The 22569-nt window shown below is 28.8% G+C and carries 24 protein-coding genes; 10 read left to right on the top strand and 14 right to left on the bottom strand.

Annotated features, from left to right (window positions below):
- Positions 1-152: 152 nt before the first annotated feature.
- Positions 153-1592: a hypothetical protein gene (locus L8X24_RS06830; protein WP_263664185.1), complete on the bottom strand. Its 1440-nt coding sequence runs from the start codon at positions 1590-1592 to the stop codon at positions 153-155.
- A gap of 112 nt (positions 1593-1704) precedes the next feature.
- Between L8X24_RS06830 and L8X24_RS06825 the strand changes: the two genes are divergently transcribed.
- A complete protein-coding gene (locus L8X24_RS06825) occupies positions 1705-2256 on the top strand; it encodes a class I SAM-dependent methyltransferase (RefSeq protein WP_263664184.1) in 552 nt (183 codons plus the stop codon).
- On the opposite strand, the gene guaA is transcribed toward L8X24_RS06825, so the two are convergent.
- Complete coding sequence (gene guaA / locus L8X24_RS06820; protein ID WP_263664183.1) at positions 2257-3792, bottom strand: glutamine-hydrolyzing GMP synthase; 1536 nt, start codon at positions 3790-3792, stop codon at positions 2257-2259. It abuts the gene before it with no gap.
- A 9-nt stretch (positions 3793-3801) separates the two neighbouring features.
- Positions 3802-5160: a sodium:proton antiporter NhaD gene (nhaD, locus tag L8X24_RS06815; protein ID WP_263664182.1), complete on the bottom strand. Its 1359-nt coding sequence runs from the start codon at positions 5158-5160 to the stop codon at positions 3802-3804.
- Between the two features lie 134 nt (positions 5161-5294).
- Here nhaD and L8X24_RS06810 point away from each other — a divergent pair, with 134 nt between their 5' ends.
- The 3 genes from L8X24_RS06810 to L8X24_RS06800 are packed head-to-tail and all read left to right on the top strand — an operon-like array spanning position 5295 to position 8558.
- The gene (locus tag L8X24_RS06810; protein ID WP_263664181.1) at positions 5295-5747 is read left to right on the top strand and encodes a hypothetical protein; all 453 of its coding nucleotides are present in this window, start codon (positions 5295-5297) and stop codon (positions 5745-5747) included.
- Positions 5740-7533 carry an excinuclease ABC subunit UvrC gene (gene uvrC / locus L8X24_RS06805; protein WP_263664180.1) on the top strand — a complete coding sequence of 598 codons (1794 nt, stop codon included), beginning with the start codon at positions 5740-5742 and terminating at the stop codon, positions 7531-7533. The genes L8X24_RS06810 and uvrC overlap by 8 nt, the downstream gene beginning before the upstream one ends.
- A complete protein-coding gene (locus tag L8X24_RS06800; RefSeq protein ID WP_263664179.1) occupies positions 7530-8558 on the top strand; it encodes a hypothetical protein in 1029 nt (342 codons plus the stop codon). The genes uvrC and L8X24_RS06800 overlap by 4 nt, the downstream gene beginning before the upstream one ends.
- Here the strand turns inward: L8X24_RS06800 and recR are convergent.
- From recR to L8X24_RS06785, 3 genes are read right to left on the bottom strand one after another with little or no spacing between them, the layout of a single operon-like run.
- A complete protein-coding gene (gene recR, locus L8X24_RS06795; RefSeq protein WP_263664178.1) occupies positions 8545-9117 on the bottom strand; it encodes a recombination mediator RecR in 573 nt (190 codons plus the stop codon). The genes L8X24_RS06800 and recR overlap by 14 nt on opposite strands.
- Before the next feature lies 1 nt (position 9118).
- Positions 9119-10351: an ArsS family sensor histidine kinase gene (locus tag L8X24_RS06790; protein WP_263664177.1), complete on the bottom strand. Its 1233-nt coding sequence runs from the start codon at positions 10349-10351 to the stop codon at positions 9119-9121.
- Positions 10348-11019: a response regulator transcription factor gene (locus tag L8X24_RS06785; RefSeq protein ID WP_012661225.1), complete on the bottom strand. Its 672-nt coding sequence runs from the start codon at positions 11017-11019 to the stop codon at positions 10348-10350. Before L8X24_RS06785 ends, L8X24_RS06790 begins: the two co-directional genes overlap by 4 nt.
- A 113-nt stretch (positions 11020-11132) precedes the next feature.
- Between L8X24_RS06785 and dnaJ the strand changes: the two genes are divergently transcribed.
- A complete protein-coding gene (gene dnaJ / locus L8X24_RS06780; RefSeq protein ID WP_263664176.1) occupies positions 11133-12254 on the top strand; it encodes a molecular chaperone DnaJ in 1122 nt (373 codons plus the stop codon).
- On the opposite strand, the gene L8X24_RS06775 is transcribed toward dnaJ, so the two are convergent.
- Genes L8X24_RS06775 through gatC form a run of 8 tightly spaced genes read right to left on the bottom strand, consistent with a single transcriptional unit; the run spans position 12251 to position 18475 of the window.
- Positions 12251-13033 carry a shikimate dehydrogenase gene (locus L8X24_RS06775; protein WP_263664175.1) on the bottom strand — a complete coding sequence of 261 codons (783 nt, stop codon included), beginning with the start codon at positions 13031-13033 and terminating at the stop codon, positions 12251-12253. The two genes, dnaJ and L8X24_RS06775, sit on opposite strands and share 4 nt — an antisense overlap.
- Positions 13030-13836, bottom strand: coding sequence for an SPOR domain-containing protein (locus tag L8X24_RS06770; protein ID WP_263664174.1), 807 nt, complete (start codon positions 13834-13836; stop codon positions 13030-13032). The genes L8X24_RS06775 and L8X24_RS06770 overlap by 4 nt, the downstream gene beginning before the upstream one ends.
- 17 nt (positions 13837-13853) lie before the next feature.
- A complete protein-coding gene (locus tag L8X24_RS06765; protein WP_012661221.1) occupies positions 13854-14399 on the bottom strand; it encodes a DUF1882 domain-containing protein in 546 nt (181 codons plus the stop codon).
- Positions 14396-15637, bottom strand: coding sequence for a serine hydroxymethyltransferase (locus L8X24_RS06760; protein WP_263664173.1), 1242 nt, complete (start codon positions 15635-15637; stop codon positions 14396-14398). The genes L8X24_RS06765 and L8X24_RS06760 overlap by 4 nt, the downstream gene beginning before the upstream one ends.
- Complete coding sequence (lysS, locus tag L8X24_RS06755; RefSeq protein ID WP_263664172.1) at positions 15638-17140, bottom strand: lysine--tRNA ligase; 1503 nt, start codon at positions 17138-17140, stop codon at positions 15638-15640.
- A gap of 11 nt (positions 17141-17151) precedes the next feature.
- The gene (locus L8X24_RS06750; RefSeq protein ID WP_039617809.1) at positions 17152-17607 is read right to left on the bottom strand and encodes a Fur family transcriptional regulator; all 456 of its coding nucleotides are present in this window, start codon (positions 17605-17607) and stop codon (positions 17152-17154) included.
- Positions 17597-18166 carry a CvpA family protein gene (locus L8X24_RS06745; protein ID WP_263664171.1) on the bottom strand — a complete coding sequence of 190 codons (570 nt, stop codon included), beginning with the start codon at positions 18164-18166 and terminating at the stop codon, positions 17597-17599. Before L8X24_RS06745 ends, L8X24_RS06750 begins: the two co-directional genes overlap by 11 nt.
- Before the next feature lie 21 nt (positions 18167-18187).
- Entirely contained in the window at positions 18188-18475 is a 288-nt protein-coding gene (gene gatC, locus L8X24_RS06740; RefSeq protein ID WP_263664170.1) for an Asp-tRNA(Asn)/Glu-tRNA(Gln) amidotransferase subunit GatC, read from the bottom strand.
- Positions 18476-18624: 149 nt separating this feature from the next.
- Between gatC and L8X24_RS06735 the strand changes: the two genes are divergently transcribed.
- The 5 genes from L8X24_RS06735 (at position 18625) to L8X24_RS06715 (ending at position 22560) form a co-directional block, all read left to right on the top strand.
- The gene (locus L8X24_RS06735) at positions 18625-19170 is read left to right on the top strand and encodes a hypothetical protein (protein ID WP_263664169.1); all 546 of its coding nucleotides are present in this window, start codon (positions 18625-18627) and stop codon (positions 19168-19170) included.
- Positions 19167-20162 (top strand): hypothetical protein, encoded by a 996-nt coding sequence (locus tag L8X24_RS06730; RefSeq protein ID WP_263664168.1) that lies wholly within the window; start codon positions 19167-19169, stop codon positions 20160-20162. The genes L8X24_RS06735 and L8X24_RS06730 overlap by 4 nt, the downstream gene beginning before the upstream one ends.
- A 1-nt stretch (position 20163) precedes the next feature.
- A complete protein-coding gene (locus L8X24_RS06725; RefSeq protein ID WP_263664167.1) occupies positions 20164-20496 on the top strand; it encodes a hypothetical protein in 333 nt (110 codons plus the stop codon).
- Entirely contained in the window at positions 20483-21106 is a 624-nt protein-coding gene (locus L8X24_RS06720; RefSeq protein WP_263664166.1) for a type III pantothenate kinase, read from the top strand. The genes L8X24_RS06725 and L8X24_RS06720 overlap by 14 nt, the downstream gene beginning before the upstream one ends.
- 107 nt (positions 21107-21213) lie before the next feature.
- A complete protein-coding gene (locus tag L8X24_RS06715) occupies positions 21214-22560 on the top strand; it encodes an FAD-dependent oxidoreductase (RefSeq protein WP_263664165.1) in 1347 nt (448 codons plus the stop codon).
- Positions 22561-22569 lie beyond the last annotated feature (9 nt).

The raw sequence follows: 22569 nt of genomic DNA, 5'->3' as shown, positions 1-22569 counted from the left end.
CTTTTTTCAAAACTCAAACGAAGTCACAGAACACGGTAAATCACACATCACAGCTTATAATTAATGTGTTGGATCCTCTTTAATACCATATCGAACCATTTAGGCAGTATAATTATAGCTAACAAAACTTAAAAATAGCGTTTAAAAGGTTTTTATAAAATCTTAAATTTTGTCTTAGAATCTTTCTTTAAAAAATATTTTCCTTCCAAAATAACATCAGCAACAGGCGCCCATATAGTCTTTTCATCGACATAAACTATATCAAATTCAGTATTTTTCATTAACCCTTGGTAATTTACTTTCTTAGGTGCATGCTTAACTACATAATAAGGATTCATTGCAAAAATTTGAATCTTCATATTAACATATAAATCAGGGTTAGAAGTTACAACTAGGAAATTCTTTTCACATTCTTTTTTTACTTTCTTTACATATGAAAATAACAATTGATCATTTGGGTTTAAAGCATGTTTGTTTAGTCTGTTTAAATAAAGCTCAGCAAAAGAAAGCGTACAAAAAGAAATTTCACTTGCTGTTTTAAAATAAGAGTTTTTAATGCTTGTTGATTTTAAAGATTTTTTCCAAATTTCTATATCTAGTTTTGTTGCACATATATTTAAACCCTGCTTAATCTTTTCAAAAAGCTTTTCTCTTGCCATATTAAAACTATTACTAAAAATTGTAAAATTTTTTTCATAAAAAGATTTTTTTATCAACTCTAGTCTTTCTACGCTTTTAGTAAAATAATCAGCTTCGTTTTTTAATTCTATTAGTTTTTGTTTTTTACCTTGTATCATTTCTTCTAGTTCATGGTGTTTTTTTCCACCTTCTGCTTCTAATCTTGCTTGTTTTGATTTTATATCTGTTATTAAAGTGCTCATTTGACGATCAAGCGCTAATTTTCTATTTTTTCTATTATCAATTGAAGCCAAAAGTGCTTGATAATGACACTGATGAGATAAAAAAACCTCTTCATATAAGCGTTCCATATTGATATGCTTTTGCTTGTCTTTCATATCTTTATATGACATTTCAAGGTGCACTATGATATTTTTCATTGCAGAAAAATCAGCTTGATTGATAGTATTATCCGAAAATAATAAAGTATCTAAAGCCTTATATAAAAAACGCTTCATAGCAAAAAAATCAATAATATATGGCACCTCATCTGTGTTAATGTCTTTTACTGCATTAATTGACAAGGTTTCATTATAAAAATATCTTTGAATGGCTTGTGGGATAGTTAAATTTAATGTGATTTTATCAAGATTATCATAATCTGTTTCTCTATAAAGTTCTTGAACATAAGCATCGCGTCTTGTCAGTCTTAAATCTTCTAATTCATCATCACTATCTGTTTTCCAGAAATCTCTTTCTTTGATAAAATCACCATCTGTAAATTCTTGAAATTTAGAAGGACGTAAATCGGTAATATGCTTTCCATCGGATCTAAATTCAACAAACATACCAACCGTTGGCATACTTCTTTTATCATGCCATGCGTGTTTATTAAATTCAAAAAATGTTTTTGCTAGATTGATTACTGTTCCTCTTCCAGTAGCATCCACATAAACCATTATTTTTCCGTGCATATCCAAATCCTTGATTTAAAGAAAAATTCAATTCTTATTTTAACTTTGTTTTCATAAATTTACAATTATATTTTAAAATTTCACAAAATAAACGTCTTTAGGTATTTTATTTATGTTTTTATATCAATATTTTAAAAACCCAAAACAAACAGGTGCGTTTTGCGCAAGCTCTAAAAAATTAAGTAAACTCATAACTTCTCATGTCCAACATGCAAAAAATATCGTTGAAATAGGGCCTGGTACAGGAAGTTTTACAAAGTATATCCTCAAACAAAAAAGCCATAATGCAAGTTTTTTTGCCGTAGAAATCAATCCTCAAATGGCAAAAAAATTAAAGCAAAAGATAAAAAATATAGATATAGAAGTCAACTCAGCAGAATTTTTACCAAATATGTTAGAAAAAAGAGCGATCAATAGTGTAGATTTAATTATCTCAGGAATTCCTTGGGCTTTATTAAATTCCAAAGAACAAGATTTATTGCTAAAATCCATTCATGATGCTTTAGAGGAAAATGGTTGTTTTGCAACATTTGCTTATATACTCCCAACACCAAAAGGGAGAGCTTTTAAGAAAAAACTTTTTGCCACTTTTAGCAAGGTAGAAATTTCACCTATCATTTGGCAAAATCTTCCCCCTGCTTTTGTTTATTTTTGCACTAAATGATCATTCCCATTCAATCGTTGCTGGTGGCTTGCTAGAAATATCATACACTACGCGATTGATTCCTTCTACTTCATTAATAATACGACGTGAAATATTTTCTAATAATTCATAAGGTAAATGAGAAAAAGTTGCAGTCATACCATCGCTTGCATTAACAACACGCACGCAAACTGCATTATCATAGGTTCTATTATCACCCATTACACCAACACTTTGCACGTTTAAAAGCACACAAAAAGCTTGCCATGTCTTATCATACCAGCCACTGCTTTTTAATTCTTCAATCAAAACAACATCTGCTTTTCTTAAAAGATCCAAACTAGGCTCATTTACCTCACCCATTATACGTATAGCAAGGCCTGGCCCTGGGAAAGGGTGACGATAAACTACATCTTTACTTAAGCCAAGCTCCATTCCCAAAGCTCTTACCTCATCTTTAAAAATTTCCTTTAATGGCTCGATGAGTTTTAAATTCATCTTTTCAGGTAAACCACCCACATTATGATGAGATTTTATAGTCTTACTAGCTCCTACAACCGAACTTTCAATAATATCAGTATACAAAGTCCCTTGTGCTAGATATTTTACATCTTTATGTTTTTTAGCTTCTTCTTCAAAAACTTCTATGAAAGTATTTCCTATGATTTTTCTCTTTTGTTCAGGATCTCTTACCCCTGCTAAACGACTTAAGAAAATCTCTCTAGCATCAATACTGATTAAATCAATGCCCAAGGTGTGTCTAAACATATACTCAACTTGTTCTTTTTCACCACTTCTTAAAAGACCATTATCAACAAAAACAACTACTACTTGATCTTTTATCGCACTTGCTAACAATGCAGCCACCACGCTACTATCAACTCCGCCACTTACTGCACAAAGTACTTTATCATTTCCTACTTCTTCTTTGATTTTTTGTGCTTGAGTTTTTGCAAAAGATCCCATATTCCATACACTATCACAATTACATGCATACTTAGCAAAATTTTTCAAGATGCTTTTTCCAAATTCACTATGTTGCACTTCAGGGTGAAATTGTAAAGCAAAAAATTTACGCTTCTCATCTCCAAATACACAAAATGGACTATTTTCGCTAGTCGCTAAAACCTCAAAACCTTGTGGCAAATTCTCAACCTTATCAGAATGGCTCATCCATACCGTTTGCTTTTTAGGTAAATTTTTAAACAAATCACTATCATTTTGAATATCTATAGTTGCTTTACCATATTCTTTATGGCCTGCTGGGGCAACATTTGCTCCAAAATGATGTGCCATAAGTTGCATACCATAGCATATTCCTAAAACTGGTATATTTAAATTAAAAACACCCTTATCACAAAAATAAGCATCATTTGCATATACACTAGCTGGCCCACCACTTAAAATAATACCCTTAGGCTCTTTAGCTTTGATCTCATCTAAACTTACGTTAAAAGGTAAAATTTCTGCATACACACCTTGCTCTCTTAATCTTCTAGCAATGAGTTGTGTATATTGTGAACCAAAGTCCAAAACTAAAATATCTGCTTTTTTCATCTAACTCCTTTATAAATTTAACAATTGAAATTGTACATACCAAACTATAATAGATATTATATAACCAACCAAAATCGTCCATGCATATTTTAAATGAGCGTTAAAAGTATAAATTCCCTTCATTTTGCCCATCACTCCTACTCCAGCAGCTGAACCAAAGCTGATCAAAGACCCCCCTATTCCTGCTGTAAGAGTTACTAAAAGCCATTGAGTATCATCCATGCTTGGATTTGCCTTTAATACCGCACTCATAACCGGAACATTATCTACAATAGCAGATAAAAATCCTACTCCTATATTAATACTAGTAGCTCCAAATTTTGCATAAAGATCAGAAGCATAAGCAAGCCAACCAACAAAATGCAAGGCGCCCACAGCAGATAAAATACCAAAGAAAAATAATAAAGTGTCCATCTCAATACGCGTCATATAATGAAAAATATTTAAATCTTTTTTACCTTGTTTTCTGTTGAAAAAATACATATACAAACTAAGCAATGAAAGGCCAAAAATCATACCCCACATTGCAGGTAAATCACAAATACTATGAATAAATACCGCCAAAGCTATAGTTAAAAAACCAAGCACAATAAAAACTTTACCACCTGGTTTAATCTCGACTTTTTCTAAATTATCCTTATGGAAATTTGGCTTAATATTAGGCACATAACGTGACAATAAATAAGCAGTAAGCAACCAGCCAATAAAAGAGGCAGGAAAAAGAGCAAAAAATTCAAAAAACGTGGCTTTTTTTGCTGTCCAAACCATTAAAGTAGTAATATCACCAAAAGGCGACCAAGCTCCACCAGCATTAGCTGCTACTACAATATTTATAGCACCTGGGATTAAAAATTCTTTATTATCTTTATCTATGGTTAAAAGCACAGTGGATAAAATCAAAGCTGTTGTAAGATTGTCCGCAATTGGGGAAATAAAAAAAGCTAAAATACCTGTTAGCCAAAATAACTTTCTATAAGTATAACCCTTGCTTACAAGTTTGTATTTTAAAGTTTCAAAAACCGATCTTTCTATCAAGGCTTCTATAAAAGTCATAGCAGCTATTAAGAAAAACACAATTTGCGCAATTTCTAAAATAAGATGATTTACACTTTCTTCAAGTATTTGTGTGTCTAAATCATTCATTACCATATATATACCAATGATAATAAAAGAAAAAGTTCCTATAAATAAAGCAGGCTTAGTTTTATTGATATGATATTTCTCTTCTGCTGCGATAAAATAATAACCTAATATAAAAATTATTAAAATACCTATACCTAAAGCACTAAAAGCTAAATTTAGCTCATGTGTTTGACTAGCTAACAAAAAACTAACACCAAAACAAAGTAAAAAAAGTATTTTATTCATATTTCACTCTCCAAAGATTGGAATTTTTTTATTTCCTTTACACTGCCATTATTATCTTTTATCTCATAAAATGGAGCATCCTTATAACCACATGCATTTAGAAATATTAATAAAAAAAATGTTAAAATAATTAAATGAAAATTAAAACGAGTCATTACATCATCAACGAGCTTGCTGATTTTAAACATTATAAACCTTTAAAAATATTTTTTCAATATAAAGAGTTTTTAAATTTATTTAATCACAATCACCAACAAATGATTACTAAACTCTTTATAAAAAATAATACTTTGATTATTTTAGTTAAGCACCACATTGCATATATGGAATTAAATCACGATAATACCAAAAAAATGATTAAAAGTCTCATAAAAAACTATACTTTAGCTAGGCCAATGAGTAATTTTGCAAAGGTAGAAAACATAAAAATACTCAGTGATCAAAACTTTATTTCTAAAAACAAAACTTTTAATGAGCATAAAAAAGCTCACTTAGAGCTTTCTAATGGAAATTTTAAAAATCATTTTGAAAATCCTATTTTACATAACAAATTTGAAGAACTGCGAAAGCTTATAAAAAATGCTTGAAAATGAACTCAAAACCTTACCAAATTTACCTGGTGTATATCAATACTTTGATATTCAAGGTAAACTTTTATATGTAGGTAAAGCCAAGAATTTAAAAAACCGCATTAGAAGTTATTTTAACTTCACTCCAAATCTTTGCCCAAATCCTAACAATAGCTTGAGAATTCAAAAAATGATTAGCCAAACACATCATTTAGAATTTATCACTACAAAAAGTGAGGCTGATGCTTTAATATTGGAAAATTCTTTCATAAAACAACTTCATCCAAAATATAATATATTATTAAGAGATGACAAAACCTACCCTTATATTTATATAGATTTAAATGAAGATTTTCCAAGATTTGAAATTACAAGAAAAATTATCAAAAAAAACAAAATAAAATATTTTGGTCCATTTTTTAAAGGAGCAAAAGAGCTTTTAAATGCTTTGTATTTATCATTTGAACTAAGACAAAAAAAATCTTGTAAGGAGCTTTGCCTTTTTTATCAAATCAAGCGTTGCAAAGGCCCATGTGAGCAAAAAATTTCTAAACAAGAATATGAAAAAATTATCCAAAAGGCAACTCAAGCTCTTTTAAACCCCTTATCTTTGACAAAAAATTTAGAAAATAAAATGTTTGAATATGCAAAAAATGAAAACTATGAAGAAGCAGCTACTATAAGAGATCAAATCAAAACAATAGAAGATTTAAGTGTAAAAATACAAATAGACCTTGCAAAATTAGAAGATTTTGATGTTTTTGCCATACACAATGAAGCAAATATACTCTCTATGGTGCGTTTTGTTATAAATAATGGCAGGATAATCAGCTCAAACCATAAAGTACTAACTCTAAATCATCAAGATGAATTTGACCTAAATGCAATATATAAACAATACATATTAGAAAATTATACCCAAGATAGTCCAGTAAATTCAACCCGAATCTATACGCATGAAGAATTTGAAGACATGAACCTTTTGCAAAATTTACTTAGTGAAAGGTTTTCTAAAAAATTTCATCTTAAAACTCCAAAACTTGGCGAAAAAAAAGCCTTATGTGAACTTGCACTAGAAAATGCAAAAATAAACATACAAAAGCACTTAAAAAGCGATAATTATTTATTTTTAAAAGAATTAAAAGATTTTTTTAACCTACAAAATTATCCTAATTATATAGAAATTTTTGATAATTCTCATATGCAAGGTGAAGCGAATGTCGGTGCTTTGGTGGCTTATAAAGATGGACAATTTGACAAAAGTTCTTATAGACACTACCATTTATCCTATAAAAATGATTATGATCAAATGCTTCAAACTCTTAGCAAAAGAGCTTTGTCATTTGATAAAAATCCCCCACCTGATTTATGGTTAATTGATGGAGGAGATGCTTTATTAAAGCTAGCCAATGATATCATAAAAAGCTCTGGGGCAAATGTAGATATTTTAGCAATTTCCAAAGAGAAAATAGATGCGAAAGCTTACAGGGCAAAAGGAAGTGCGAAAGATAAAATTTATACTCAAGAAGGCAAAATTCAACTTTCTACTGATGATAAAAAATTACAATTTTTGCAAAAATTACGTGATGAGGCACATCGCTTTGCAATTAGTTTTCATCAAAAAACAAAAAGAAAGCAAGATTTGCAAAGTTCTAGATTAATACAACTTGGAATTTCTCAAGGATATATTAAAAAATTTTTAGATTATTATGGTAGTTTTAATGAGATTAGCAAAGCTAGTTTTGACGAATTAAAATCACTTTCCAATGCAAAAATAGCTAAATTAATCAAGGAAAATTTATGATATTATTTATTAGTGTTTTGACTTTAATTTTATGTTTTTTAAATTATTATTTTTTATATCCTATGGATCAAAAATTATTCTTCATTTATACTTTTATAAGCATTTTGATTTTTATTATTGCCTGTATTTATATAATCTCAAAAAATCATAAAATCAAAAAAGACAAGACCTTGATTCAAGAGATAGAAAAATATTTTTCCTTACCAAAATCAAACTCTTTAGAAGAATTAAAAGAAAATTTAAAATTATCGTTTGATTTAATGGGTAAAAAACTGCATGAGCAAAAAAAGGAAAACCTACATCTAGAACAAAATTATCAATATCTTGCCCACGGCTTGAGCTATCTATATCTAGATAATTCTGCTTATATATTAAAACCTTTTATCAATGATTATAAACCTAACTTAGAACATAGACACTTTAAAAACATACATGCAGGTATTATCAATAATAACAAAAATGAGAATTTTCTATTGCAGTCTATTTTGCTTAAAATGGGTATTAGTAGTGAAATTTTATACAAACATAACCAAAAAGATGATAAAAATTATTCTTTTATCATTTCAAAGGAAAAAATAGATGATGTTTTAAATTTCACTTTTGAAGAAATTCATATTGAGGAGATTGTTGATTTTTTAAATACTCATTTTACACAAGAGTGTTACATTACAAGAGATTGTTATAATGTTTTAATTTTTAAATCTTCTTACTTTGAAAATGATCTTATTTTAAACATAACTAATCAATTTTGTTCACATAATCAAACTATAGATAATTTAAGTGACTTTAAAAAGGCATTACAATTTAGATTTAAATTAATTTTAGTAGACTATGAGGTTATAAAATTTGATCTAATGCATATTAGTCAAATTTTACAAGAGTACAAGATAAAAAATCCACAAATTGTAATTTTGCTTTTTTCTAAAAACAGAGTTAAAGATTGTAATTTTGCAAATTTAATCTTAAATGATATTAATAAAAGTGAATGGCTAGCATTGTTAAAACAATATATCAATCAAGTTTAGTTCTATGATTTATAGCTTTATGCAAAGATATAAAATCAACATTTTCTAAGCTAACACCACTTGGAATACCTTGAGCTATTTGAGAAAAACTCAAATTTAAATCTTTTAATTTTTCTTCTATAAAAAAAACAATGGCATCAGAATTTAAGCCTTGTGTGAAAGCAAAAAATATTTCTGTGGTTTTGCTATGCTCAATCATGCTTCTTAATTTTATAATATTTTCTTCACTTGTATCATCAAGTACAAAATAAAGCCCATCATAACTTCCACTATCTTCTAAAACCAAGACATCTTTAGAATCTTGAACTATACAAATAATGCTATGATTTCTTTCTATATTAGAACAAACTTCGCATAATTCATTTTCACTTAAAGCACCACATTGTGTGCATTTTTTTATCATTCTAATTGATTCTTCAATATGATAAGCAAGCTTAGAGCCTAATAAAGGATCTTTTATGCAAACATGATATGCAAGCCTTAAAGCAGACTTTTTCCCTATAGTAGGCAAAGCGGAAAAGGCAGATACTAGCTCGTTAAATTTTTCCAAACCTTTCAAATTATTTTAACCTTGAAAAAACAATTTTAAAAGTATGATAGCCATCTTCATAGCTGTAGGTTAAATTATAACCGTGAAGATTGCAAATATTATTAATAATATAAAGTCCTAGTCCCATTCCCTCTACTTGGGTATTTTGTTCTCTCACAAAAGGTTTTAAATAATAATCAAAAGTTTTTTTAAGCTGCATCCCTTTATTTCTAACAATTATATAATCCCCAGAGCATATAATCTCACACGCTTTATCATCTGAATACTTAATAGCATTATCAATTAAATTTTTAAGCATTAAAGAAAAGAGCTCTAGATCAGCAATTATCATAGTATCTTCTTTATAGGATATTTTTACTTTTTGATAAAAATCATCCCTCATTAAATAATCTTCAGCTTGCTCTAAAATCAAACTCAAATGATAGGTTTGCAAATTAAGTTGACAATTTCTTGATAAGACTTTTTCGATTTTCCCAAATTCATCAATCAACAATTCAAGTCTTTCAAAAATCGCTACTAGACGATCTTTTTGCTTTTGGTTATCTAACATTTCACAAACTATTCTACCTTTGCCAATAGGTGTTTTAAGCTCATGCATAATCATTCTTAAAAAAAACTGTCTTGATTTTACAAGCTCTTGAATTTTATTGATAGCATGATCAAATTCAAAAGATATTTCTGAAATTTCATCATTAATCTGAGAGTATTCAGATAAAGGTTCAATTTTACCTGCACTAATATTTTTAATTTTCTTTTTTAGAATTTTTAAAGGCATTAAAGATCTTAATACTGAAAAATATAAAAATATAATCAAAATCAAACTAAAAAAGAAACTTAATAAAAATAAATATTCTAAACGCGTAGAAGCATTTAATTCATAAAGATGTTTTGCATTCAATCTTTCTACATAGAAAAAAATTTGATTATGATAAATAATAGAAGAAAAACTTCCATACAAAGAATTAATCCTAAATACCTTTTCACCTTTTGCAATGATATGTTTTGCACTGCGATCATTTTCAACTAATTTAAAAGATTTAGAAAGAAGATACTCATGTATTGAAAAATCTTCTTTTCTTTCTAGGTTGTATATTATTTTTTCTACAATTTCTTTTTGCCTTCCTTGTTCGTTAGTTAAATAAGAATCAATCTGAACCTTTCCTAAAAGCACAAACAAGGCACAAACAAATAAAAAAGCTGTTGCAAAAAGAACGGTGATTTTAAGATTAATAGTTACTTTCATCCTATTAATTTATATCCTATTCCTCTAACTGAAAAAATATGTTTTGGCGCTTTTGAGCTATCACCAATTTTAGTTCTAAGTCTACCAATAATAACATCTAAGCTTTTAGAGTCTTTATCTTTTAAGCTTTTACAGTGATACACAAGTTGTTCTCTGCTAACCGAAAAACCATGTTGTCTTATCATATAGCTTAAAATTTCATACTCAGCAGGAGTTAAAACCAAAACCTCATCATTGTAACTTATCTCATGTCTTTTTTCATCAATTTTAAATGCCGAATTGATTATTTTCTCGGGAGTTTCATTGGTTCGTTTAGAACGACGAATCAAACTCATAATTCTTGCGTGCATTTCTTTTGGATCATATGGTTTTGGCAGGTAGTCATCTGCACCTATTTGAAGTCCTACAATTTTATCACTCAAATCACTTCTAGCTGAAGAAATAATAATAGGAATACTATATTTTTCTCTTATTTCACGACAAACTTCAAGACCATCAAGTCCAGGTAAAGTTAAATCAAGAATTAAACAATCATAGTTTTTTATACCAGCACTCATTCCCAAATATGGATCTTCATAATTAGTAACTTTTATATTAAACTGGGCCAAATATTCTGCCAAAAACTCTGCAAAATCTGGATCATCTTCGATCATTAAAACATTAATCATCTCTACCCCTTTAGTGAAAATATGTTACGAACTTAACATTATAACACATAATTTAACTATTCATTTATTTTTTTGCTAAAATTACAATATTAATTTTTCAAGAGAGGAAAAAAGTGGAACTTAATTATTATGAAATACTAGAAATTTCCCAAACTTCAGATAAAGAAACCATAAAAAAAGCATACAGAAAGATGGCTTTAAAATATCATCCTGATAGAAATCAAGGAGACAAAGAAGCAGAAGAGAAATTTAAGCTTGTAAATGAAGCTTATGAGGTGCTTAGCAATGATGAAAAAAGAAGTATATATGATAGATACGGAAAAGAAGGGCTTAAAGGTCAAGCCGGTGGTTTTGGTGGTTTTGGAGATGTTGATTTAGGGGATATATTTTCAAGCTTTTTTGGAGATGGATTTGGTTTTGGCAGCTCAACACGTAAAAAAGAAAAAGGAAATAAATATCCTCAAGATTTAAAAATAACGACAAAAATTAGCTTTAAAGAAGCTGTTTTTGGCTGTAAAAAAAAGATCGATTTTACCTATAAAAGTTTTTGTAAATCATGTAAAGGAAGTGGTTCAGAAAATGGAAAATTAGATACTTGTCCTCATTGCGGAGGAAAAGGGCAAGTTGGTGTTAGACAAGGCTTTATGACCTTTGTGCAAAGCTGTGATCATTGTAAAGGTAGTGGTCAGATTATAAAAGATAAATGTAAAACATGTCATGGTAATGGCTATGAAGAAATAAAAGATCATATAGAACTTGATATACCAGAAGGTATAGACAGCGGTATGAGTCTTAGAGTACAAAATAAAGCAAATGAGCTTCCAAATTCTTCTCAAAGAGGTGATTTATATATCAAAATCATCGTAGAAGATGATGATAAATTTATCAGACATGATGATGATATCTATACCATAGTACCTGTATTTTTTACCCAAGCTGCTCTTGGAAAAACTATTAAAGTATCCACTATAAGAGGAGAGGCTGATCTTAAACTTCCAGTCGGTGCAAAAGATAAACAAAAATTCGAATTAACCAACGAAGGTGTTAAAAATATTCACAATGGAAAATTAGGCTCACATATTGTACAAATTGAAATAAAATTTCCAAAAACGCTTACCGATGAACAAAAAAATCTACTATTGCAGCTTGAGAAAAGTTTTGGCTTAGCAGATGAAGAAGGCTTTATAGAACAAGAAAGTTTGTTTGATAAAATCAAATCTTGGTTTAGCCACTAAGGAAGTTTTAAAGCCATTTTCATGGCTTTAAAAATTTCTTCTGTTTTTTGACATTCTAAAAATAACTCAAGAGCAAAAACACCTTGCCATAAAAGCATTTGTGTACCATCTTTTATTTTTAAGCCATTTTCTCTTGCTAATTTTAAAAAAGGTGTATTTTTACCGTATATCACATCAAAAGCATATTTGGCATGTTGAAAAATACTTTTTAAAATCTCTTCTTGGCAAGGTAATTTCTCATCATTTAAACCTGCACTAGTTGTATTGATAATCAAATCAAATTTTTTACTTAAATCAAGTTGATTATATAAAAAACATGGATAGCTAGCTAAATTTTCAAATCTAGCACTAGAACGATTTGCTACTGTAACTTCAATATATATAGATTTTAAAGCATATGCTAAAGCTTTAGCCGTACCCCCAGCACCCAAAATCAAAGCATTTTTGATAAGAGAAAAATCTTCAATCGCTTTTAAAAATCCTAGATAATCTGTATTACAAGCATAAATTTTGTTATTTTTATTTAACAAAGTATTAGCAGAGCCTATATGTATAACACTTTCATCTTTAAAATCAGCTATTTTACAAGCTGCTTCTTTAAAAGGTATGGTGATATTAGCACCATCTAACTTTTGAATAATCTCTTTTAGTTTTGCTTTATCTTTTAGATGATATCTTGTATAAACTGCGTCTTCTTTGAGTGTTTGCAAGGCATTATTATGCATTCTTGGAGATTTAGAATGCATAATAGGGTCACCTATAACTGCAAAAGTTTTCATTTTACTCTAAATGTAAAAGCACCTTTTGCAATTTTAGAACGTACTTTTTCTAATTCGGTCTTTAATTCACTCTCTTTATAAGGTCCAACTAAAACTTTCGTTAGCTCTTTGCCATTTACTGTTGTTTTATAAATTTTATAATCATATCCATTTTCTTTAAGTATATTTAATTCTTTTGATTTAGGATCTAAACTATTTAAAGAAAAAACTTGAATATAAGCACCTGAAGGAAGTTGTGTTTGAACATTTGGTGTTTTGATACTTTCAAATAATTCATTTGTATTGCTTTGCTCTGGAGCTTTTGGTTTTTCAACTATATTATTTTTTGGTTTTTCAGAAGGTTTTTGAGTTGGTTTTTCTATAGATTTTTCCATAGGTTTAATCTCTTCTTGTTTTTCTTCCACCTTAGCTGGCTCTTCTTTTGGCTCTATTGTAGTAATTTGATCTAAAACACTATTACTTGGAAATTCTTGCTTTTCTTCTATGGTAGTATTTGTATCATTCAAAGAACTCTCTTCTTTTAATTTTCTAGCTAAAGCTTCAAATTCATCCTCTTCTTTAGCACTATCTGTAATAGGCAAAGAATTAAAATTATTTTCATAAGCAGCTTGCTCTTGTGGTTCTGATGGCATTTGTAATGTTTTTTCTTCACCTGGGTCATTAATTAGCTTCATTACTATCATAACAACTAAAAATACAATGATTAAAATAATCGATCTAAGTAAAATTTTTTTAAGTTTTTCGCTTTTATTGCTTTTTTGCAAAATTATATCATCAAATTCGTTTTTATTGTTTTCTTCCATTTTTCATCCTTTCAAAATTACATATGTTTAGACCAAGAAGCACCACGTTCTTTTTGATAAACTTCATAAGGCAAGGTTAATATATTAAATTCTCTAGGTATATCCATACTAGGAAAAACCTTCCACTCTACTGGCATCTTTTGAGAAAAAAGTAAAGATAGTTTTGAGCCCAAAGAACAAGCCTCGTTAAAAGTTGTATGTCCTTTATGAATATACAAATGTAAATGATTATTAGTTCTTGTTCTATAAGCAGTAAAATTAATAAAACCTTCTTCTCTTAAAACAAGCTGTGCTCTATGCCAAAAACGCTCCGCGTTAAAACCGTTATAATCAAATACAATATTTTCAACCTTATCAAAACTATTGATCAAAGAATGCGCCACAATTATCTTTTTTTCCATATGCTCTTGTATAACACTAGCGGTTAATGGGGCATTAACTTTTTCAAATTTATCAAAGAAAATTCTACCCTTGTATTCGTATTTATTTACTATAGTATCACGCTTTATATAATAATGGCTTGTAACCATTTTAATTAAAGCTAAATCCATTGTTGTAATCAAAATAAAGCCCTTTCATAAATAATAAAATTACTTGCTAAATCCTTCAGTTTAACCTTAATTTCCTCTTGTAATTTTGTATTTTGTATATCATCTAAAATATCAGCTATATAATTTGCAACAATAGAAATTTGCTCTTCTTTAAAACCTCTTGCTGTTAAAGCTGCTGTTCCAAGTCTTAAACCACTCGTTACAAAAGGACTTCTAGTTTCACCTGGAACAGTATTTTTATTAGCTGTAATACCTGCTCTTTCTAGCGCTAAATCTGCATCTTTACCACTAAATTCTTTATTTAAAAAGCTTAATAAAATCAAATGATTATCAGTACCACCGCTGACTAAATCATATTTTCTATCTATTAAAGCTTGTGCCAAAGTAGCAGTATTTTTGATGATTTGCTTAGCATAAATTTTCCACTCATCACTTAAATTATATTTAAATCCAACAGCCTTAGCAGCAATTACATGCATTAATGGACCACCTTGAATGCCTGGAAAAATTGCAGAATTTATTTTTTTAGCAATTTCTTCATCATTACACATGATAATCCCGCCCCTTGGACCTCTTAAAGTTTTATGTGTAGTAGAACTTACAACATGAGCATAAGGAAATGGACTAGGATGCTCACCCGCTACAACCAAACCTGCAATATGTGCAATATCAGCAAACAAGTACGCGCCAACCTCATCTGCTATTTCTCTAAATTTGGCAAAATCAATCACTCTAGGATAAGCACTAGCACCACAAACAATAAGTTTTGGTTTAATCTCTTTTGCTATCTCTCTAACTTTATCATAATTAATTCTTCCATCAAGCTCAACTCCATAAAAAAAGCTTTCATAAACCTTTCCAGAAGAACTTACTTTAGAACCATGAGTTAGGTGTCCTCCATGGCTTAAATCCATACCCAAAATTCTATCACCTGGATTTAACAATGCCATATATACACCTTGATTTGCTTGTGAGCCTGAATTAGGTTGCACATTGGCAAAATTACAATTAAAAAGTTTTTTACATCTTTCTATAGCAATCGTTTCAATCTCATCAACAAATTCACATCCACCATAATATCTTTTACCAGGATAGCCTTCTGCATATTTATTTGTTAAAATACTTCCCATTACCTCCATAACTTCTGGTATGGTAAAATTTTCACTTGCTATCATTTCAAGACCATCACATTGTCTTGCTAACTCTTTTTGGGTTAAATCAAAAATTTCTTTATCAAATTTTTCCAACATTTACTCTCCTTTTGTCTCATTTTTAAGTGGCCTCATGGCTGGGAAAAGCACTACATCACGAATTGATTTTTTATTAATTAAAAGCATAACCAATCTATCTATTCCTATACCTTGTCCTGCAGTTGGTGCCATAGCATAACCTAATGCATTAACAAAATCCTCATCCATTTCGCATGCTTCTTCATCACCTGCATTTTTTGCTTCAATTTGCTTTAAAAATCTCTCATATTGATCTAGAGGATCATTAAGCTCATTAAATCCATTAGCAATTTCTCTACCTGCGATAAACAACTCAAATCTTTCAGCAATATCTGCATCTTTATCACTTCTTCTAGATAAAGGACTTATAGAAATAGGAAAATCTATCACAAAAGTAGGATCAATCAATTTATCTTCAACATAATTATCAAAAAGTTCAGCTTGTAAATGACCTAATTCCAATTTTTCATTGGCTTCAAATCCATCTTTTTTTAGCTTTTCCAAGATTAATTCTTTATTATTAATAAGCTCATCATCCAAACCGCCATATTTTTTTAATGCGTCTTTATAAGTAATTCTTTCAAATGACTTAGAAAAATCAATTATTTTTTCATCAAATTCAAGTTTTTTATCTAATTTTAATTTATCTAAAAGCATAGCAAAAAGCTCTTCTGTTAAATCCATTAAATCATGATAATTATGATAAGCCCAATAAAACTCGATTGTAGTAAATTCAGGATTATGCGTTAAATCCATCCCTTCATTTCTAAAACATCTATTAATCTCATAAACCGCCTCAAAACCACCTACAATCAAACGTTTTAGATATAACTCTGGAGCAATTCTTAAAAATCTTTCCACACCCAAAGCATTGTGATAAGTTACAAAAGGCTTTGCATTTGCTCCCCCTGCAATAGGATGCATCATTGGTGTTTCAACTTCCAAAAATCCTTTGTTATCAAAAAAAGATCTAATATAAGAAACTATTTTAGAACGCAAAATAAAATCTTTTCTCACCTCACTATTCATAATCATATCAAGATATCTTTTTCTATATCTTTGCTCAATATCTGTCAGCCCATGATATTTTTCCGGTAAAGGCACTATAGCTTTTGTAGCTATTTGAATTTGTTCTACATGAAGACTGAATTCTCCTGTTTTTGTCATAAAAGGAAAACCTTTAACCAAAACAATATCCCCTACTTCAAGATATTTTTTTAAAATAGCAAAGTATTCTTCCCCTAAAATGTTTTGATTGAAATAAATTTGTAAATTATCTTGTTCATCTTCTATATTAGCAAATACTGATTTACCAGCTATCCTAAGAAGCTTTAATCTTCCTGCTAATACTCCATGAGCATTTTCATCACGCTGATTTTCTATATCTTTAATATAGATGAATTTAGCCTTATATTCACTTATACTCATTTCTTTTTTTAAAAAGTGTGGATAAGGGTTGATTCCTAGTTCTTTTAACTCTTGCGCTTTTTGAATTTTTTGTTGCTCTAAAATATTATCAAACATTAAATATACCTTTATTTTTTACTACATTGTGGACATAGGCCATAAAGTTGCATTAAATGTCCTGTTAATTTAAAATTATATTCTTTTGCGATTAACATTTGTTGCTGTTCGATAATAGGATTTTCAAATTCTACAATCTCACCACAACTTTTACAAATCAAATGATCATGGTGAGGTTTATTTGCAAGTTCAAATTTCTTCCCTGAAGCACCAAAAGATATAGAAGTAGCCATACCAGATTCTTCTAATAAATTTAAAGTTCTATAAACTGTTGCAATACCTACATTTAATTCGGGATTTTTTTGCTTTATTTCTACGTATAGACTTTCTGGAGTATAATGCATATCGCTATTATATAAAGTTTTTAAAAGCACTTCTCTTTGTTTAGTATATTTTAGACCATTATCTTTAAGTGTTTTTTTAAAACGCTCAAGCAAAACATCATATTCAATATTTTCAATTTGCATTATTTACCTCCGAATTTAGACTTAAATTAGAATCTATAATTTGTTCTTGTATTTTATCTAAACCATTTTGAGTAAAATCAGTATTCATTATAAAATCACCTGTTTGTCTAAGTAAATCTAATGTATAGCTATTTTTAGCATATTTTTCTAAGCTTGCATTTAAAAATTCTATATTATTAATACAAGCCACTAAAATTGCAAAAATCAAAAATATTTTAGCACTACCAAATAAAAATCCACCTATACGATCTATAAAACCAAGACCACTCATACTAAAAATCTTTGATAATATATTTCCCAAAGCCATACAAGCTACCCAAATTACAATTAACAAAACCAAAAATCCCGCAAAAATCGCAAGATTTTCGTTTTCAATTGCATAAAAATTATTATTAATAATTTCTGCTACTTCTTTAGCATATCTTGAAGCAAGTAAAACCCCGCCAACTATGCCTAATAAACCAAAAATTTCCTTAAATAAGCCACTTACCAAACCTTTTAAACCTAAAATCGCAGTTAAACCTAAAACAAATACATCAAACCAAGAAAAATTTTCCATCTATATTAAACTCCAAATATTTTATTCAATTATCTTAGGGACTATAAAAAATCCATCCTGAGAATTTGGAGCATGCTTGCTAAGCATATCTATCACATCAGATTTTCTACTTTCATCTAGTCTAAATGGAGTTGCAGCATTTGTAGTGCTAGTCATAGCTTCAACATCATCAAGTTTTAGCTCATCTAATTTTTCTACAAAATTAACAATCTGACTTAATTGTTCTTCTAATTCTTGTCTTTTATCATCGGCAATTTTTAAAGCACTTAGCTTTTCAAGTTTGGTTAATAATTTATCATCAATTTGCATAATTTACCTTAATCTTAATTTTTAACTCAAGAAAACTCTTTTTAGGTTAAAAATTATAACATAAAATCATTTATTTTTTCATTTTTATATGTTACAATTATAGACTTAAAACAATAAATAATGTTTATTCTTGCTAAAAAAGGGAAAATATGGCTTTAAAAGAAAACCTAAAAGCGGTTCAAGCAGAATTAAGCTCTCAAGAGCAAATGATGGAAAATTTTATCAAATCTGAGCGCTTTATAAAAAAATACAAATACTATTTCATTGTAATCATTGTACTTTTAATCGCATATCTTAGCGGAAGTTATTTTTACAATCTAAAACAAGAAAGTAATATTCAAGAAAGTAATATAATTTTTAACAACTTATTGAAAAATCCTTCAGACCAAAAATTACTTGAAGAATTAAAACAAAAAAGTGCAAATCTATACACCATATTCATGATGAGTCAAAACAATCAAGATCTTAATCAAACTTTAAGTCTTAACATAGATCCTTTGTTAAAACAAATAGTGCTTGCTCAAAATAATCAAAAATCAGACTTTTTGAAAGATTATAATACCTTATTGGTAGGTTTTGATTTTCTAAAACAAAACGATTTTAAAAATGCAGATATAGAATTTAATAAAATACCTATAAATTCTCCCTTATGGCAGATTATTACAAGCTTAAAACATTATCAAGGAATAAAATGAAACACTTTTATTTATTTATCATTACTTTAATATTTTTTAGTGCTTGTGGCACAAAAAGGGAGTATTACCAACCAACGCAAGCAGAACAGCTTCCTTATAGCTCTCAAAGCATTAATGGTAAAATTATAAATTTCAATAACAATATAGCACAATTAAGCAATAATTCCTTTATAGATACTATGGGAAATATTATTAATTTTAAACTAGATAAAAATTATCATATTGTAAATATGCAACAAGAAGAGGTTCTTATTGGCGATGATAATGGAAATTTTAAGATTTTAAATTTACAAGGTGATGAATTATTTTCTCATAAATTTAATGAAAGTGTAGTGAGTGCAAGTATAGATGGAGATGATATAGCTTTAATTTTAGCTAGCAATACCTTAGTATATGCAAATAAAAATCTTGGTATTAAAATGCTTCAAAATCTTGGCACAGCCTATGCTCAAGATAGTCGTTATGCTAATCCTTATTTTTTAAATACCATTATTATATATCCTATGCTTAATGGAAAATTAGCCATACTTAATAAAAGCACACTAAAAGTGAGTAAAGAAATTTTAGTAAGTAGTGAGGAATTTTTTAACAATATCATCTATCTTCATGTTAAAAATGATACTATGGTTGCTGCAACTGCACAAAAAATCATCGTTGTTACTCCAAATAGAACCTTATATTTAAACGAAAATATTAAAGAAGTAAACACTAATGATAATGAAATTTTTGTACTAACAAAAGATGGAAGAGTTATTAAAAATGATTATAATCTTAGAAAAATCGATGAAGTAAAATTTCAGTTTGCTCTGTTTTCTAAAAGCACCTTGTACAATAACTCTTTGTATATTTTTGAAAAAACAGGTTATTTGATCAAGCTAGATACAAATTTGAAAGATTATACAGTATATAAACTAAGTGAAGCCGTTGATAAAAAAAGTTTTATGGCTAATGGTAAATTTTTCTTTCAAAATAAATTTTTACAATTAAACTAAAATGAATCAAGAGCTTAGTGATATTCTTATAAAATATGGGATTGTTTTAAAAAATACTAAATCCTTAGATATCCATGCTTTTAGTAAAAAGAAAAAATTAATTTGTATTTATGGAGAGAATACAAATAAACAGTGTTGTTTGATTTTATTTTCTTTTGCAAAAAGTAAAATTTTAACAAAAGAATGTCTAGAATTTGAAAGTATTTTTCAAAATATAAACCAAACTCTAAACTTAAATTTCAAAAATTATTTTATTTTTCATCAAGCTTTGATTTGCTCAAAAGCAAAAGAATATCTAGCTACCAAAGGGATTAAAAATTATGCTTTTATGTGATATTGGTAATACAACCGCTAGTTTTCTAAATGAGCAAAAATTTTATTCTATGAGTATTGAGCAGTTTTTACAATACGAACCTACACAAAAAGTATTTTATATCAATGTAAATCCAAATTTAGAGCAAAGATTAGAGCAAAATCCTTTATTTATCAATCTTGCTCCATATTTTAATTTTGATACTATTTATGAGAATTTAGGGGTTGATAGAATAGCAGCATGTTACACTATAGAAGATGGTGTTGTAGTTGATGCGGGTTCTGCAATAACTGTAGATATTGTTTCCAATTCAATCCATCTTGGGGGATTTATACTCCCAGGTATTGAAAGCTACAAAAAGTCTTTTTCCAATATTTCATCACGTTTAAGATACGAGCTAAACACACAGATTAATTTTGATGCTTTCCCTCAAAGAACCGTTGATGCTTTAAGTTATGGAGTTTTTAAAAGCATATATTTACTTATAAAAGATAGCGCATATGATAAAAAATTATATTTTACAGGCGGAGATGGGCAATTTCTTGCAAATTTTTTCGACTATGCAATTTATGATAAATTTTTAATTTTTAGAGGTATGAAAAAAGCTGTTTGTGAAAATTTTATACTTTAAAATTTATTTCTATACCCAAGCGCTTGAAATTATAAAATTTATTTACTCAAAACAACTATATTTTGATATTATTAGCAAAATCAAACACACAAAAGGAATTGATAACAATGGATCAAAAACATTTTGATACCGTGGTAATTGGCGGTGGGATTTCTGGTGCTGCAGTATTTTACGAGCTGGCTAGATACACAAATATTCAAAATATTGCTTTGTTAGAAAAATACAATAGCGCTGCAACTTTAAATAGCCATAGCACAAGCAATTCACAAACTATCCACTGTGGTGATATAGAGACAAATTACACTTTAGAAAAAGCAAAAAAAGTTAAAACAACAGCAGATATGATTGTAAAATATGGTCTTTTGCAAAATGCACAAAATAAGTTTATGCACTCACACCAAAAACTCGCACTTGCAGTTGGAGACAAAGAATGCGAGTATATGAAAAATAGATATGAAGAATTTAAAGAATTATATCCTTATATTAAATTTTATACTAAAGATGAAATTAAGCAAATAGAACCTAATGTTGTATTAGGCGAAGATGGCATAAATGATAGAACCGATGAAGTAGTAGCTATGGGTGTAGAAGCAGGAACAGTTTATACTACAGTAGATTTTGGCTTGATGAGTCAAAATCTTATAGAGCAAGCTTGCAAACAAGGAAAAAATACTCATGTTGCCTACAATCAAGAAGTTGTGTTTATAGAAAAAAAAGATGATATTTTTTATATTAAAACAAAAGATTTTAAAGAATATAGTGCGAAATCTATTATAGTAAATGCAGGAGCGCATTCTTTATTTTTGGCACATAAAATGGGTATAGGATTAGATAAATCTTGCTTTCCGGTTGCAGGAAGTTTTTATATGTCTAAAAGAAAAATTTTAAATGGTAAAGTTTACATGGTGCAAAATCCAAAACTACCATTTGCTGCGCTACATGGTGATCCTGATTTATTAGCTAATATGAATACACGCTTTGGCCCTACTGCCTTAGTTATCCCTATGTTAGAAAGATACCATGGTTTTAAATCACTACCTGAATTTTTCAAAACACTTAACTTAGACATGAATGTAGTCAAAATTTGCCTTAATCTTTTTAAAGATTCTACTATTAGAAATTATATTCTTTATAATTATTTATTTGAAATTCCTTACATTAACAAAAGACTTTTTGTAAAAGATGCAAGAAAAATAGTTCCTAGTTTGAAAACAGATGATATATACTATGCTAAAAATTTTGGCGGAGTACGTCCTCAAGTACTTGATAAAAAGGCAGGAGAATTAATGCTTGGTGAAGCAAGTATCACTGAAATTCCAGGTATAATTTTCAATATGACACCAAGTCCAGGTGCTACAAGCTGTCTTGGCAATGGTTATAGAGATGCAAAACTTATTTGTCAATACTTGGGTGCTAATTTTAATGAGGATTTATTTACTAGCGAACTACTATAAAAAGGATAA

The sequence above is a fragment of the Campylobacter sp. CNRCH_2015_0814 genome (genome assembly GCF_025772765.1).
Classification (GTDB): domain Bacteria; phylum Campylobacterota; class Campylobacteria; order Campylobacterales; family Campylobacteraceae; genus Campylobacter_D.
This window is presented reverse-complemented; position numbering and strand designations above follow the sequence as displayed.